Raw genomic sequence first — 15,673 nt, forward strand, 5'->3', positions numbered from 1 at the left:
GAAACCATGAATAAGATATTTGTTTCACTCAGTGTATTGATCGCAGCCATATTAATGAGCAATAGCCTGTGCGCGGAATCGGTAACCGCCAATGATTCACGCATTAGCCTGATGGGGCGCGCGCAACAACAGGGCGATGGCAGCCTGCGTTTTGCCTACCCAGGTGTCAGCCTGTTTTTAAATGTGGAAGGCGCAAGCTTGCAAATGTCCGGGCACAGCAATTCCGGCAACGGCTGGATTGATGTCATTGTGGATGACGCAGCACCCAAGCGGATTCAATTAACATCGGCACCCCAAACCTATGAATTATTTCGTTTTTCTGAAGCGGGAAAACACAAAGTGCGCATCACCAACCGCACTGAAACCTGGCAGGGTATAAACACTATCAGCGGGTTTATTGCCGATAAAGGCCAACTGCTTGGCGCATCGCCCTTACCCAAACGAAAATTATTATTTTTGGGCGATTCGGTAACCTGTGCTGAAATGATTGATCGCATCCCAGGCGAAAAAGCCAATCCCAGTTGGTCTAATGCGCGCGAGTCATACGGCATGCTGACCGCCGCCGCACTCAATGCACAAGTTCAGCTAGTCTGTTACGGTGGCCGGGGTTTGGTGCGCAGCTGGAACGGTAAAACCGACGAATTAAATCTGCCGGATTTTTATCCGTTAACCATTGCCGATCAAGCGGCGCCAGTTAGTTGGGACAAATCGGCCTACCAACCTGATTTAATTATCAGCGCCATAGGCACGAATGATTTCAGCCAGGGAATTCCCGCACGCGAACACTATGTCAGCACTTACGTTAGGTTAGTGAATAAATTATTAACAGATTACCCGCAAGCGCATATCGCACTCACCGAGGGTGCCATTTTAAATGGCGACAAAAAGGCGGCACTCATTGACTACATTCGCGAAACCATTTCGCGCGTCAACGGCACTCGAGTGCATCAAGTAACCTCGCCACATTATCCTGGGGATGCGCAGGACGCTCATCCAACCAAAGCGCAACATGCTGCTATGGCAGAGGATTTAACACCGCAATTAAAAGCATTGATGGATTGGTAAGGCCATTACCGAAAAAACAAAAGGGCGCAAAAAATGCGCCCTTTTGTTTTTCTGTCACCGACAACGGCTCAGCAAAGAATTACTTTCCTTCGCCAAATGGCTTCAACATTAAAATCAATTTTGGCAAAAGAGTTAATGAGCCCATTACCGCCATCAGCATCGCAAATGCAGTGAGTGCGCCAAAATAAATTGATGGGATAAATTGTGACAGCATCAAAATTGAGAAGCCCACAATAATAGTGACTGAGGTGTAATACATGGCGCGCCCGATGGATGCATGAGAGCGGTGCATTGCTGCAACGTAATTCTGATCTTGAGCAAACTCAATACGGAAGCGATAAAAATATTGAATCGCCTGATCCACACCTACGCCCACCACAATTGCAGCGATGGTAGTGGTCATCATATCGAGCGGAATCCCTACCAAGCCCATAGCACCAAGCACCGTACCGGCCGCCAGAATATTCGGCAAAATGGCAATCAGCGCAATTTTTACTGAGCGGAACAAAATCATCATCATCAGCATAATGGAGATAAACACCACACCAATTGTTGAGATTTGCGAGGCAAATAAACTCTGCAACATATTGTTATAGAGCACCAACATGCCGGTGAAATTAACCTGCTCTGGCTTAAATCCGACATCGGCAAGCGCGTAGTGACGAATTTTTTCCACCAGCTCTGCGCGTTTTAAATTGGGCGTAGTTTCAATTACACGCAAGGTGATACGAGTTTGCTGTGCCTCATCTACCAAATAAGGTGTGATCAAAAAGTTTTTGATGTCATCGGACAGCATATTGCGCAGCACATTCAACTCAAAATCATTCAACTTGCCTTTGTTGATATCGTGCGCCAATTGATACACAGTGGCGAGCGATTGCACCTTGCCCACTTCCGGCAAGGATTCCAAATAGTTGTGCAGTTGTTTGATTTGATCCAGACCCGCCACACTAAACCAATAGCTAGGTGCGTTTTTGGCGGCACTAGAATTATCAGCAAATGGGTCTTCGTCACCAGCTTCCGCAAAGGGATCTTCGTCGTCGGCTACAAACGCATCTTCTGCAGACGGATCTTCATCTTCCGCGAAGGGATCTTCTTCATCGCTCGCTTCTGCATCAACAATATCGATGGTATTTTTATCAGCATCCAGAATTATATCGAGCGTTACTGTACCGCCAAGCTGGCGATCGATCACACTCAGACCCTGATGGATTTCGCTGTCGCTTTTAAAATAATCGACAAAACGATTCTCCACTTCCAGCCGACTAATCCCCCACACACTGATAGCAGTAATGAATAACGCGAACAATAAAATCTTGCTGCCATGAAGCTCAGCTAACTTGGAAAAACGCACGGTGAGTGCGGCAGAATTATCGCCGCGATCTTTTGCTTCACCCTTAGGCAGAATCATCAAACCTGCGGGCAGCACTATAAACACCAGTACAAAACCGACCATCAAACCAATCGTCATCATCCAACCGAAATCAATCACCGGGCGTATACCACTCATCACCAGCGACATAAACGCCACTATGGTGGTCAATGCAGAATACAAACAGGGCACTGCCATATCGCGCACTGTTTGCAACACTATGTCGGCCTGCTCCATGGCGGGATTGAGGGCATGAATTTCGCGATAGCGCACCACCACATAAATGGTGAATGCAAATACCATAATTAATAACAGCGCAACAAAATTAGAGGAGATAACCGTAAGCCGCCAATCAATCCAACTCAACCAGCCGAGCATTAAAGTGACCGACATCAAACACACCGCGAGCGGCAATACCACAAAGCGCCACTGCCGAAATAAAAATGCCAACATAAATACAATAAACGCCAGCAGTGCACTGCCAAATACCACTAGATCACTTTTGATATAGGCGATCATGTCGGTGGTGATCATGCTCACGCCGCCGAGAAAAATTTGCGCGCGATCGCGGTACTTGGCCGCTATTTCGCGCACAATTTCTACACGCGCGGCATCCTGCGCTGCGGTTTTAGTACGGTAATCCAAAAACTCGGCGGACACTTGCAGCAACTCTTGCTGCTCGCTTTCCGTCAGGCCTTCTTTGTCGCGCTTCATCCGCAGTGCATCGCGCTGACGCGCCAATTGGATATAGTGATTATTTACTTTTAAATTGAGCAGGATTGCCGAGGTAGTTCCATCGGGGCTCAACAACATATCGCGATAAATCGGGCTAGTTAAAAATTCCTGTTTGACCATTGCGCGATCTACTCCGGGCGTGAGCAGTGTGCGTGTCGATTCTTTTTGCTCCGCGAGTGGGCGCATGGGGCTATAGAGCAGCGGTACATCAATCATGGAGTAGACACTCGCCACACCATCAACACTCGCTAACTCATCGCGCAGCTGTTTAAGGGTATTGATCGATTCATCGGAAAACATCTCCGCTTTCGGCGCGTAGGTAAGCACCAAAAAATCGCCACTTTGGTAACGCTTGGAAATTTCACGTAGATAGTCGATCGAGGTATCGTGCTCCAGCGTGAGGGAATCGGCCGAGGCATCCAACTTGAAGTTGGTCATTCCCGCTACAGCCAGCAAAGTGAGCAGTGCCAATGCTGTCAGCACATGATAGGGACGACGAATAATAAGCGCGCGATAAAGACGATTAAGCGACGAATAAAAACGTAAAAATAGCTGCATGAAAAAATCCGGTTGGTGAATTTCCCTGAACAAAAAAGACTGGGTGACAAAGCCGCACTCGGGATCCGCCAGTAGTGCATCGGCCAGAGGGCAGCCATTATGCCAGCCACCCTTGGGTAAAACAGTAAAAAGCCCATCAACTCAGGGCGGCAGAAACGATTTGTTACAAAAGTCAGCCTTTCTTGCTGTGCCCATCGCTATGGCCAAGCGAACGCTCCGGGCAAAGGAGATCGCGTACCCGCTGTTTTAGTTCTTTGGCCTCGGGAAAGCCGCCATCGCTAACCCTATCCCAAATCAATTCGTTATTGAGCCAGACGTGAAAAACGCCACCTGTACCCGGGTGCAGCGCCACCTCATCCAACTCGCCATCGAAGGTGCTGAGCAGCTCCTGCGCCAACCAAGCCGAGCGCAACATCCAACGGCACATATTGCAGTAATGAATAACTACTTTATTTTTTGCTTGTGGAAGCGAATACTCAGTAATATCAGTCATTTGATTGCCCTTTGGGGTATGAGTTAATAGAATTCGATGATAAGGTCATTCAGATCACAGGATCGGCGCCAAAATAGGCAATTTCAGGGTAGATAACGGCAAAAAAAGATTATTTATACGACAAAAATGGAATCTGCCATGCTCAAACTTCACTTTAAGGACAACCGACGCCCACCCCTGTGGGTTGTTGAAAAACTGTTCTCAATTGGCAGATCGGCAGACAATCATCTAGTGATCGATGAAGCAGGCGTAGATCCGGCACACGCCAAAGTCGTTCAAGAAGGCACCAAATATTTTCTCAAAGACAACAACAGCACCAGCGGCTGTTTTATCAACGGCCAGCGCATCACCCAAAAAGAAATTTTCCCCGGCGATATTATCAAAATTGGCAGCTGTGAAATTATCGTACTTGATCCACGCAGTTTGCCCGATAAAACCAAAGATACCTACACTGCGCCCTGGCGCTTGGTTTCCGACAGCAGCTGGCTGGCGGGTAAACATTTTATTCTGCTGCCCGAGCGCGGCACCGTGATTGGGCGCGGCAACCAGTGCGACATAGTTATCCCGGGCACCCATTTGTCGCGCCGCCACACCGAGATTAGCGTCGAAGGCAATCATCTGCGTATCAAAGACCTTGGCTCGGCCAACGGCACTTTCCTCAACGAGCTGCGCATTGATAATGCCACCGCTAATAACGGTGACCGTTTGCGCCTGGACGTGTACACCTTTCGCATAGTGGCACCGGACCTGGAAGAAAATAAGACCCGCATTCGCAAACCCATCGATGAGCTCAGCAAGCCGGTTGAGCGCAAACTGCCCAGCAGCGAGCCCAAACGCTGGAAAACTCGCCCCACCTCACCTGGCAATCGTATTGAACCCAATTTAAACAGCGGTCGCCGCAACGCATGGCTGGCGCTGATCGCCGCCGCCTTACTGGCCACTGCTATCGCCGCCTTTTTGTTGTGGTAGAATCCGCCGCCTATTAGCTCAAAGAATGCGTGCTTCACCCACTTTGAAACCATTAGCTGCAACTACCCTTTAATTTTTAATCCATAGACGTCAGGAACACACCATGAGTTTTGAACTTGTCCCTGCGGGCAAAAGCCTGCCCGATGACTTTAACGTGGTTATCGAAATCCCCATGAATTCCGGTATCAAGTACGAGATCGACAAAGACAGCAATGCGCTATTTGTTGACCGTTTGGTAAGCACGGCCATGTACTACCCCTGCAACTATGGTTACATTCCCAACACCCTGTGCGGTGATGGCGATGCCGCTGACGTATTGGTAGTGTTCCCGCAACCAGTGCAAGCGGGCTCCGTGATTCGCTGTCGCCCACTGGGTGTACTGAAGATGACCGATGAAGCCGGTGAAGATACAAAAATTGTTGCAGTTCCACACGACAAACTGACTACGCTTTACAGCAATGTAAAAAGCCTGCAAGACTTGCCGGAAATTACCCTCAAGCAAATTGAACATTTCTTTGAGCACTACAAAGATCTGGAAAAAGGCAAGTGGGTAAAAGTAGCTGGTTGGGGTGATCTGGAAGAAGCGCGCGCAGAAATTGTGAAAGCCGCTGAAACCTATAACGCCGGCAAATAATTGTAAAAAAGCCGCATAGACGGCAGACAATAACAATACCGAAAAAGCAGTATCAACCGCTTGATCAGGTGAGAGAGATCACAGGGGCTAGCTCAACACTAGCCCCTGTTCCAAAAGCAGTTAAAAAACCAGATTGACTTACGTCATCGCAGGGAAGTGCATCAGAATACAACCAGTTATCCATCATAAAAACCATTCTGAGCAGAACAACAACACGAGGTTTTAAGACCATGCAGGAATCCACTCACAAACTCTCGCTACGAGAGAAAATTGGTTATTCAATGGGTGATGCCGCTGCCAACTTTGTCTGGCGCAGCGGATTTTTTATCCCGGTGTTTTACACCGACACTTTCGGCTTGGCCGCCGCCCATGCCACTATTTTGATTTTGCTGGTGCGCTTGTCAGATGGCATTACCGATATCATGATGGGCTCCATCGCCGACCGCACCAATACCAAACAGGGTAAATTTCGCCCCTGGATTTTATGGTCTACACCCGTTCTCGCGGTATTTCTCGCGCTCATTTTTACCACGCCCGATTTCAGTTACACCGGCAAACTTATTTACGCCTTTGTCATTTATTTCTGCTTAACCCTCGCTTACACCGCCAACAATGTGCCCTACGGTGCACTCATGGGCGTGATGACTGACAGCGTAAAAGAGCGCGCAAGTTTATCCAGCTTCCGTTTTATCGGCGCATTTTCCGGTGGATTGTTGGTGATGAGCACCCTGCCCTTTTTGGTAGACAAGCTGGGTAATGGCAGCGAAGCGGTAGGCTACCAACGCACCATGTGGATTTTTGCTGTCTTGCTGGTGATTTTCCTGCTAATCACCTACAAAACCACCAAAGAGCGCATCACCCCGCCAGTCCAAGTAAATAAAAGTTTCGGCGAGGAAATGAAAGATCTGTTCTGCAATCTGCCGGTTATTTTGATTCCGGTTTTTGGGATAAGTATTTTTATTATCAGCCTCGCAATGGAAGGCTGGAGTGCGACGGTTAAAATCGCCGCCGCAATGTTTATGCTGGGCTGCTTTGCCTTTACGGTTTTCCTGCGCAACCGATTAATTAATCGTCCGATTGAAACACTTACCAACGCGCAAAAAGATTTAGCAGACCTGCTAACCAATAAGCCGTGGCTCATTTTACTTGCCGTTGGCATTATGTTTGGTTTGTTTACGGTAGTTCGCCCGAGTGCCGCTAGTTACTATTTCAAATACTACCTGAATCGCCCGGACCTAATCGGCTACTACTTTGCCATCACCTTGATTGCCTCACTTGCCGCCGCTGTTGCCACCGGCTGGTTATCGAGCCGCTTCAATAAACGCACACTGATGATTGCCGCCTTTTCGCTCGGCGCCATTTTTAACGGCGCGATTTATTTTGTGAGCCCGCAAGATGTCACCGCGATGATGGTACTAGCAACTATCGGTGAGTTTTTCGCAGGCATGATGCCGGTACTTTTCTTCAGCATGCTGGGCGATACCGTAGATTATTCCGAGTGGAAAAATGGCCGTCGCGCTACCGGTTTGATTTACTCAGCAGGAACCTTCATCAACAAAACCGGCCACGGCTTTGCGGGTGCGATGGTATTAATTGTATTGACGCTCTATGGCTACCAAGCGGGCGTTCAAGAGGCGATTACCGGCTCCCTTGACGGCATGGTACTGTTAATGAGTGGTATTCCAGCGCTGATTGGCGTGCTCGGAACACTGTTTGTGCTCTGGTATCCACTCAACGATAAAACCATGAAAAATATTGAAAGCGATCTCATTAATCGTCGCTTGCAAAATCCGCAGTAAGCTCTGAACTGCACCCCAAAAGTTGGACACTCCGCCCAACTGAGTAAGGTGCAGCTCACTAGGCGGAGATTTTTTTATCTGCATTTCTTCATGCAATAACTGCTAGTGCTGCGCCGTGCCATCAAAGCTTGCCGAATAGCGTTCAATCCACTCCAGCGCCGCCTCTTCACTGCTCAACTGTCGCCCCTTTAGTGCCAATCGCTGGCGATAATCCTCAATTTGGCAGACCTGCTCCACCATGCGCGTGCGAAAAAATTCATCATCACTGGTAAAGCGTACACCCACCTCATAGGATTTGGACGACTGCTCGCGGCGCCACACTATCACCCCACGCCCGTGATAATCAGGATTGATGACAGGAATATCAAACTCCACCAAGGTGCCCACCTTTACCGGTCTATCAGTGATAAAACACAGCCCGCCTGCGCTTAAATTGCGCACCCGTACACGCGAATCTTCATCGCCACCGGCGCAGACTTGAATGGGAATAGATGTGGGGTGACGAATATAAGTGCGCATAGCCAATAACTCTCCGCAGTTGCTGGATCACATTCAAAGTGTAATCCAGCAATCTCATCAAGCACGGAAGCAATTGTTATGAAGAAGCTGTTTGTTTAGACCTAAAAAGAGCTTAACAGAATCAATAGTTAAGACTATTGCTCAGCAGTCTCTGTTGCATCGGTGAGATTGCCACGCATTTTAACTTGCAGACCCTTGAGAAAATTGCGTAACACTTGCGATTGGCACTCGCGATAATTGTTGTGACCCGGCTTGCGGAAAAATGCGCTCAATTCGTGCTTGCTTAACGGAAACCCGGCCAATTCCATCATCTCCAGGATTTGCTCATCTTTAAAATCCAGCGCAATTTTTAATTTGCGCAAAATAATATTGTTGTTGAGTTTTTTTTCCGGCTCAGGCTGTTCGCCTTCGCGCTTGCCGCGTTTTTTATTGATTAAACCATTCAAAAATATCGCCAGTTGCACATCGCGCAACTCTTTGAACTCGGGCTTATCATCCGACTTTAACCAATCGCTCACCTGCTCGCGCGATGCATTAAAACCACCCGACGCAAACAGTGCCATCATTTGCGCATCGCCAAAATCAAAAATAAAGCGCACCCGGCGGAGAATGTCGTTATTGGTCATGGGAATAAATCCAGAAGTTAAAGTTCACCGGGAAGCAAAACAGGTGTCCAAAGCGCACACCCGCACCTATTTTTACCGCAACGCGGCACCTTACTGCACTTTCTCTTATATATCAATAAGTTAGCAAAGCATCCAACACAACCCGATCATCGTGTCATATAAATCATCAACAATTGTTCAGACAAAAACATAATACCCAACCTGTTACTTTTTTGGATGTCAATATTACCTATATACACACTTTTGGTATTACCAATAATAATTTTGGATAGAATACTTGGTAAAGTACGTTCATGTGCTATGTTGTTTATGCGGTCAAAAACTTAACTATAAAAGTTCCTGGGGATGAAATCATGACGAAATTACGTACAAAGGTTTGCAGTTTGTCACTTGCAATTTCCGCAGTGTCATCTATGGCATATGCACAAGAGCCAGCAAGTGCGGTAGAAGAGGTGATGGTTACCGGTATCCGTGCCTCCTTGCAAAGTGCGATTGAAGAAAAGCGAGCTGCCAGCAACCTGATTGAAGTAATTCAATCAGAAGATATTGGTAAGTTACCTGACCAAAATCTGGCAGAAGTACTGGAAAACATTACCGGCGTGCAGATCACCCGCGAGGGTGGTGTAGGTGTAGGCGTTCAAATTCGCGGTACAGATGCTAACCGTACAGAAATCAATGGCGTATCAACTGTAGGCTCTGGCTCTGGTCGTACCGGTATCAGCTTTGACGATGTATCTGCAGCCATGATTGCAGCAGTTGAAGTAACCAAAGCGCCTGAAGCAAAAACAATTGAAGGCTCCGTAGGTGGCACCATCAACCTGCGCACTATTCGCCCACTTGAGTTAAAAGAAACCTTAGGCTCGGTACGCGTGCAAGGCGAGCAAAGCGACCTTTCCGCTGATGGCGGCTTGACTCCAAGGTTATCAGGCACCTATGGCGACAACTGGTCTACCGGCGCTGGTGAGTTCGGCGTAGTAGTCAGCGCAAGCTACGCCGAGATGGACGTTACTGACTTCCGTCCTCGCGTCGATCGCGACAATTTGGTTGCAGCAGGCGTGAACCCTTCACTGCCACAAGCACACTTGCCTATCCAATTTTTGCAGCAAGACTATGACAACTATGAATACGAAACCAAAAACGTTTCTGCTTCATTTGAGTGGGCACCCAATGACGATACCAAACTCTTTTTTGATGCGGTAATGAATGATCAGGAGCGCCACCAAGAGAGCTACCGTTTGCAGGCTTCAGGGGTCAGCGCAAATGCCGTTAAAGACAAAGCGCTGGTAACTGACTATGAAATGATTGATTTTGGTACTGTCGATAGCGCGATAGGCAAACAAGAAATTGGCAGCATTGCCGCCGTGACCAAAGGCGTTCTTTTGCCAATGCAAAATGGCTCACTGGATCCAAACCTGCGCAACTCAACAGATACCAACGCACGCGTCACCGACAGCAATATTTTCCGCTTGGGCGGCGAATGGAGTGGCGACAAACTATTAGTGCGCGTAGAAGCGTCCACCTCAACATCAGAGAGCAATACGCCCAACTTCAGTACTACACTGAACTTTCTCAACCCAAACTCTTTTAAAACCGCAACCAGCATAGATAACGGCGTACCGTTTGAATTTGACCTGACCGGTGGCTCACTGTCTTTTGGTATAGCGCAAGGTTTAGCAACAACCCCAACCAAAGAGCAACTGCTTGATCCTGCGAACTATAAACTAGCGTCTGTTAACCAAAGCAATAACTCCACCGAGAACCAAGAAGACGCTTTCCGTGTTGACTTCAATTATGCCTTGGATATGGCAGGGATCACGTCAATCGACGTGGGCTATCGTTTCAATGAAAGCTCTAGTATTAAAGATGTTCAAGGCCAAAATAATACATTCTCATATGTTAATAAGCCTAACAGTGACCCAGCTAAAGATCAGCGCTATTTCTCTCCGAGCGGTAACCTCTTTGCAGAGATTCTTTCTCCGGGCGCAAGCAACTTTAACGATGCCGATGGCAGAAAACTGTACATCAAAGACTTCCTATTGGTAGATCCGGCAATATCCTTCGCCAATCCACAACATGTCAGAGATGTGTTGAACGCAGCAATTATTGCTGATAACGCTGCAAATAATCGCAACACTCCTACCATTGCGAACCCAACATCAACAGCCGCTTCGTATTTTGATATTTCGGAAGAAACCAACTCACTTTATGCACAAGCAAATTTTGAGTACGGCATTTTCCGCGGCAATGCAGGTTTGCGCTATTTGGAAACTAAAGTTGATTCACTGGGCTTTAGCGTAGTAAACAATGTAGCCACCCCTAGCGTGAAGACAGGTAGCTATGACTTCTTGTTACCGCGTCTTAATCTGGTAGCAGATTTGAGAGAAGATTTAGTTCTGCGCGCTGGCTGGGGCAAAGATATTCGTCGCCCAGACTTTGACGACCTTTCAACCTCCTATGCGTTTCAAACCACAGAGAACTCTGCAGTTGCTATCGGCAATCCAAATTTAGCACCTGAAGAAGTAACTTCATTTGACCTGTCTACTGAGTGGTATTTTGCCCCCTCAAGCGTATTGAGCGCAGGCATATTCCACAAAGTGCGCACCGGTTTACACGTAGACCAAACTTACAGTGCTGCGATTGATGCAAATGGATACCGTGAAATTGATCCAGCATGTAAAGGTGGCGGCCTGTGGAACCCGATTGCTGTGCGCAACAGATTAAGACCAGATTCAGAGCAAAATATTCAAGGTCTTTGTGTAGACACTACCGCCAAAGTTAATGGCTCAGGTGAAACCACCCAAAAAGGTATTGAACTCGCATTTCAATATGACCTGACCGAATTTGAAGACACTCTCGGCTGGGCATCTGGTTTTGGTTTCGTGACTAACTACACCTACCAACAATACGAGGGTGGCGACACATTCAAAGAACCCGTTAGCCGTGCAGACCAAGTGTTTACTTCATTGGGTCACCCGGATGTTAGCATTCGCGCTGCATTGCTCAACCTGTCAGAGAACGCGTACAACATCACGGCTTACTATGAAAAATACGATGTATCTGCCCGTGTGCGCTACACCTGGCGCGATGCGTTCAGCACCAATAATTACGGTAGTGGTGGCGACCCATGGGGCTTCTACGCAGTTCAAGAAGCCAGAGGCCAGCTCAACGCCAGCGTAAATTATGATGTGACTGAACAGTTGAACATTGGTATCGAAGCGATCAACTTGTTGCGCGAAGATACTCGTCAATACTGTGTTAACGATGGCGCATTGCTGTGCTATCAAGGTCTTACCGACCGCCGCATCACCCTTGGTGCAAGCTATAAGTTCTAATTCATTACGAGAACTTAATAGCAATACCATCGAAAAGCCGGGAATTTATTCCCGGCTTTTTTATTGTTAATTGGCTCGTGGAGTGAGCTATGCCAAAAGCAATCGCCGTCTGGATATTGTGCTGTATCGCCTGTAATAGTTTGGCCACTAGCGCGAGCGAAGCATTGGTTTCCGCTTATTGGGAAAGCGATGATTCAACCTACACACAAACGAAGAACCAACTGATAAGTGCCGCCGGCGGTGATGTACTTAAACTCTATCAATGGCTTAAACGAGGACCAGGTTATCGCACAGATGCCCCACGTGGCATTCTTGAGCAGCAGCGCATCGCAGACGACGGAGCTCGGTTTCCTTACATAGTTGTAGTACCGGAAACTTATAACGCGCAGCGACCTATTGCCGTAGAGTTTATGTTGCACGGCGCCGTTAATCGGCCACGCTGGGGTGCCGGAGGCAAATGGTGGAACAAAGGGAAAAAATATGAAGCCTATTTGCAACGCGACCAAATAACCGTATTTCCCGCAGCCTGGCGCAATGCAGTCTGGTGGAGCGATGCACAAGCCGATAATCTCTCCAGCATATTGCGCAGGCTAAAATCGACCTACAACATCGATGACAACAGAGTTTATCTCTCAGGCGTTTCTGACGGCGGCACAGGCGCTTATTTTTTTGCGTTTAAACAACCGTCCGAATGGGCCGCATTTTTGCCCTATATCGGCCATATGGGAGTGCTTACACTTAAAAGCGAGCAGCAGACAGGCAGGATAGATATTGAAAACTTAGTTAACTCCGCACTCTTTATTGTCAACGGCGAAAACGATCCCGTATACCCAGCCAAATCTGTTGCCCCCTTCATACACATTCTGGAAAAAGCAAAAATAAATCACACCTTTACGCTGATAAAAAAGGGCAAGCACGACATGAAATGGTTCGATGCAGAGCAGTCGAACATTTCAGTATTTAAAGAGCAGCACCTGCGCGACCCACTACCAGAAAAAGCCAGATGGATAACTGATCGCGTAGACCGCTACGCACGCATTCATTGGTTAAAAATAGATGAACTCAGCAACAGCATAAACCCCGGGTGGATTTCGGCGCGCAGAAATGGCAATGCCTTTACGGTATTAACTCAGGACGTCTCGCGCTTCACACTACTACTCAACCCCGACATGATCGACTTCAATCAACCCGTCGCCGTTACCTTGAACGGCAAGCCTGTTTTTAACGGACTCGTAGCACAAGACGCAGAAATATTATTTCGATGGGCGAGCAATAGAGATAGGGCACAATTATTTACCACGGAATTGACACTGGAATTAGCGAAATAAAGGATAAATTTCGGGCGCAGATTACCAACACCCAAACAAAAAACCCCGCAATTACGCGGGGTTTTGGACCAATTAAGACTACATTGGATTTTAATATGGTGCCCAGACCCGGAATCGAACCAGGGACACGAGGATTTTCAATCCTTACCCGAGGTAACACAATAACACACATTGAAGCACTTTTTCTTTATTTTCAATATGTTAGAGATAAGAAAACAGCACTATTAACCACATTTCAACACTACTATGTAGACAAGATGTAGGCATACATTCGACAGCAGATAAAGCAACAGGAAAAAATGAAAAACCTCAAGAGGACTCCCCCATTTACTACGTTAATCACCATTTTCCATATTCAGCACGGCAATGTTTTTGGGGAGCCCAGTGGTTAGTGTCCTGTATTCATGCAGATGCTTTAAACAGTGGTAGGATTATAGGAAAAATTGCATTCGACACGTAAAACCTATCGCAAATGGAAAGGATTGTGAGGAAAGAAATTGGTAAATGAGGAAATGCCATCCTTAGATACTGTGGCAGTGCCACAGTATCGAAAAATACCAATAATCTGAAGGCTCAAAAAAATGCATCAACATAACTCACCACATCCTGGCGGATTTATTAAACGGGTATACCTACAACCGCTAAATCTCGCACCCGATGACATCGCAGAAAAACTTCAGATAAGACCTGCCAACCTAGATAGTTTGATAAATGAGAAAATAGACGTGACACCAGCAATAGCGCAAAAACTTTCTCAAATTCTTGGGCGCAGTGCTGAGAGCTGGCTCTTAATGCAAAAAAATTTCAACGATTGGAAGGTGAAATCAAATGGGCAAAAAAAATGACGAATTCGGAGAATTATTAGCACGTACTAGGTCGCCGAAAACGAGGGCAGCTGGTGATGCCTTAATACATATGACGGATGACGAGCTGGCTGAGGCGATAGCTCATGCATTTCGACACCATCAATCGGAAAAATACCTCGGAAACCTAATCAGCTGTGGCAGTGCCACAGCTAGCAGTAGGAATCCAAAACAAACGTACGATAGTGATAATGAATGAGACATAGAAGAACAAAAACCTGAGCGCTGAAAAAACTCAGCGAACCAGGGAGCACATACAAATGCCGCTGTAGACCCCCCTCCAACAATCGCATCTCGTGCCCCAAAAACTCTGCCCTGAATCCCAACGGGAACGGATTCCAACCAAACTGCATTAGCGGTTCCCGCCAAAATTGGGGTTAGTGAAAAGAGAAAAAAAACTGAAACACCAACAACCAACAGGTTGTGTGAAACACCTATAAAAATAATAAAAACGGCGCATAGAGCGACAGAAGTAGTACAAATTTTATAACGAGTAATAATAGGTCTAGGAATAATTAATTTAGAAATTAAAAGCGCGCCTAAACCAATTCCAATACCAGCAATCGAACGCAAAACCCCCAAATCCGATTCAGATCCTATTGATAAAATCAGCGGGGTAAAAACTACAACTGCAGCACTGCGTGCGAAATTAAAAAACCCATGAAGATACAATAATTTATATAGAATTTTATTATGAAAAATTTCCCGAAAACCGCATATAAAGCCAAAAACTGGTTGTGATTTCTTATCACTGAGAGGCACATAATCAGGGCAATAGACAACACGCATTAAACACATTGAAAATAGCGAAATAAGAGTAACCATACAGATAACAACAAACAGGGAGGAGCTCTCAATCATGAATCCAGCAACTAGAGGCGCAACAATATGCGCAATAGCAATACCGGACTGAATATTACCGTTAAGTCGCGGATAATTTAGAGGGTTATCAGTAATTACAGACAGGATGGTGTTATAAGCCACACGATGGACGCCCGAGACTAGGGAAAGTAAAACAATAAAAATGGAAAACACCACCAGATCAAAATCGAACAGGAAAATAAAAATAGATAACGATAGAAAGATCGTAAAGTGGAGAAAATTACAAATTAAAATTATGAGACCACGATTGTATCTATCTATTAGACCACCTAAAAATGGAGCGACGATAAGTTCAGGGACATATCCACAAATAACAATTTGACTGAAAGATAGCAGTGAAAGCGTTTCATTAAATGCCACCATACCGATTGTAAACACAACAAGAACAACACTAAAAATAATAAGCGTCTGACTGCCAAACAAAAAATATAAATTGCGACTCATAGGTAAACAACACCAAAAAAGTTGATCGGGTTTATCGTCCTCGCTCGAAACTCG

General features: G+C 46.6%; 12 protein-coding genes. 7 read left to right on the top strand and 5 right to left on the bottom strand.

What is annotated here, in order from left to right; translation table 11 throughout:
* Positions 1–6 precede the first annotated feature (6 nt).
* Complete coding sequence (gene axe2C / locus AWU77_RS13900) at positions 7–1,065, top strand: bifunctional acetylxylan esterase/glucomannan deacetylase AxeC2 (protein ID WP_062064505.1); 1,059 nt, start codon at positions 7–9, stop codon at positions 1,063–1,065.
* 79 nt (positions 1,066–1,144) lie between these two features.
* Here the strand turns inward: axe2C and AWU77_RS13905 are convergent, their stop codons facing one another.
* Together AWU77_RS13905 and AWU77_RS13910 are read right to left on the bottom strand one after the other, a co-directional pair.
* Positions 1,145–3,730: an RND family transporter gene (locus AWU77_RS13905; RefSeq protein WP_062064507.1), complete on the bottom strand. Its 2,586-nt coding sequence runs from the start codon at positions 3,728–3,730 to the stop codon at positions 1,145–1,147.
* Between the two features lie 172 nt (positions 3,731–3,902).
* Positions 3,903–4,223 carry a SelT/SelW/SelH family protein gene (locus AWU77_RS13910; protein ID WP_062064510.1) on the bottom strand — a complete coding sequence of 107 codons (321 nt, stop codon included), beginning with the start codon at positions 4,221–4,223 and terminating at the stop codon, positions 3,903–3,905.
* Between the two features lie 138 nt (positions 4,224–4,361).
* Here AWU77_RS13910 and AWU77_RS13915 point away from each other — a divergent pair, with 138 nt between their 5' ends.
* The 3 genes from AWU77_RS13915 (at position 4,362) to AWU77_RS13925 (ending at position 7,625) form a co-directional block, all read left to right on the top strand.
* Positions 4,362–5,192, top strand: coding sequence for an FHA domain-containing protein (locus AWU77_RS13915; RefSeq protein WP_062064512.1), 831 nt, complete (start codon positions 4,362–4,364; stop codon positions 5,190–5,192).
* Between the two features lie 103 nt (positions 5,193–5,295).
* Entirely contained in the window at positions 5,296–5,826 is a 531-nt protein-coding gene (gene ppa / locus AWU77_RS13920; RefSeq protein WP_062064514.1) for an inorganic diphosphatase, read from the top strand.
* A 230-nt stretch (positions 5,827–6,056) separates the two neighbouring features.
* Positions 6,057–7,625, top strand: coding sequence for an MFS transporter (locus AWU77_RS13925; protein ID WP_062064516.1), 1,569 nt, complete (start codon positions 6,057–6,059; stop codon positions 7,623–7,625).
* 102 nt (positions 7,626–7,727) lie between these two features.
* On the opposite strand, the gene AWU77_RS13930 is transcribed toward AWU77_RS13925, so the two are convergent.
* Entirely contained in the window at positions 7,728–8,144 is a 417-nt protein-coding gene (locus AWU77_RS13930) for a PilZ domain-containing protein (protein ID WP_062064518.1), read from the bottom strand.
* 134 nt (positions 8,145–8,278) lie between these two features.
* Complete coding sequence (locus AWU77_RS13935; protein ID WP_062064520.1) at positions 8,279–8,770, bottom strand: DUF1456 family protein; 492 nt, start codon at positions 8,768–8,770, stop codon at positions 8,279–8,281.
* A 353-nt stretch (positions 8,771–9,123) separates the two neighbouring features.
* Between AWU77_RS13935 and AWU77_RS13940 the strand changes: the two genes are divergently transcribed.
* The 3 genes from AWU77_RS13940 (at position 9,124) to AWU77_RS13950 (ending at position 14,275) form a co-directional block, all read left to right on the top strand.
* On the top strand, positions 9,124–12,102 hold the full coding sequence (locus tag AWU77_RS13940; RefSeq protein ID WP_062064806.1) for a TonB-dependent receptor: 2,979 nt from the start codon (positions 9,124–9,126) through the stop codon (positions 12,100–12,102).
* 89 nt (positions 12,103–12,191) lie between these two features.
* Positions 12,192–13,430, top strand: a complete 1,239-nt coding sequence (locus tag AWU77_RS13945; protein ID WP_062064522.1) for a dienelactone hydrolase family protein — start codon at positions 12,192–12,194, stop codon at positions 13,428–13,430.
* A gap of 581 nt (positions 13,431–14,011) precedes the next feature.
* Positions 14,012–14,275, top strand: a complete 264-nt coding sequence (locus AWU77_RS13950; protein ID WP_062064525.1) for a HigA family addiction module antitoxin — start codon at positions 14,012–14,014, stop codon at positions 14,273–14,275.
* A 120-nt stretch (positions 14,276–14,395) separates the two neighbouring features.
* Here the strand turns inward: AWU77_RS13950 and AWU77_RS13955 are convergent, their stop codons facing one another.
* The gene (locus AWU77_RS13955; RefSeq protein WP_062064526.1) at positions 14,396–15,619 is read right to left on the bottom strand and encodes an MFS transporter; all 1,224 of its coding nucleotides are present in this window, start codon (positions 15,617–15,619) and stop codon (positions 14,396–14,398) included.
* Between the last annotated feature and the right edge of the window lie 54 nt (positions 15,620–15,673).

The organism is Cellvibrio sp. OA-2007, assembly GCF_000953825.1.
Lineage (GTDB): Bacteria > Pseudomonadota > Gammaproteobacteria > Pseudomonadales > Cellvibrionaceae > Cellvibrio.

Excerpts from the sequence above, each read along its gene's own strand:
- AWU77_RS13925 (WP_062064516.1), top strand. The coding sequence starts at position 6,057 with ATGCAGGAATCCACTCACAAACTCTCGCTACGAGAGAAAATTGGTTAT.
- AWU77_RS13940 (WP_062064806.1), top strand. The coding sequence starts at position 9,124 with ATGACGAAATTACGTACAAAGGTTTGCAGTTTGTCACTTGCAATTTCC.
- AWU77_RS13950 (WP_062064525.1), top strand. The coding sequence starts at position 14,012 with ATGCATCAACATAACTCACCACATCCTGGCGGATTTATTAAACGGGTA.
- AWU77_RS13935 (WP_062064520.1), bottom strand. The coding sequence starts at position 8,770 with ATGACCAATAACGACATTCTCCGCCGGGTGCGCTTTATTTTTGATTTT.
- AWU77_RS13955 (WP_062064526.1), bottom strand. The coding sequence starts at position 15,619 with ATGAGTCGCAATTTATATTTTTTGTTTGGCAGTCAGACGCTTATTATT.
- AWU77_RS13905 (WP_062064507.1), bottom strand. The coding sequence starts at position 3,730 with ATGCAGCTATTTTTACGTTTTTATTCGTCGCTTAATCGTCTTTATCGC.
- axe2C (WP_062064505.1), top strand. The coding sequence starts at position 7 with ATGAATAAGATATTTGTTTCACTCAGTGTATTGATCGCAGCCATATTA.
- ppa (WP_062064514.1), top strand. The coding sequence starts at position 5,296 with ATGAGTTTTGAACTTGTCCCTGCGGGCAAAAGCCTGCCCGATGACTTT.
- AWU77_RS13910 (WP_062064510.1), bottom strand. The coding sequence starts at position 4,223 with ATGACTGATATTACTGAGTATTCGCTTCCACAAGCAAAAAATAAAGTA.
- AWU77_RS13915 (WP_062064512.1), top strand. The coding sequence starts at position 4,362 with ATGCTCAAACTTCACTTTAAGGACAACCGACGCCCACCCCTGTGGGTT.
- AWU77_RS13930 (WP_062064518.1), bottom strand. The coding sequence starts at position 8,144 with ATGCGCACTTATATTCGTCACCCCACATCTATTCCCATTCAAGTCTGC.
- AWU77_RS13945 (WP_062064522.1), top strand. The coding sequence starts at position 12,192 with ATGCCAAAAGCAATCGCCGTCTGGATATTGTGCTGTATCGCCTGTAAT.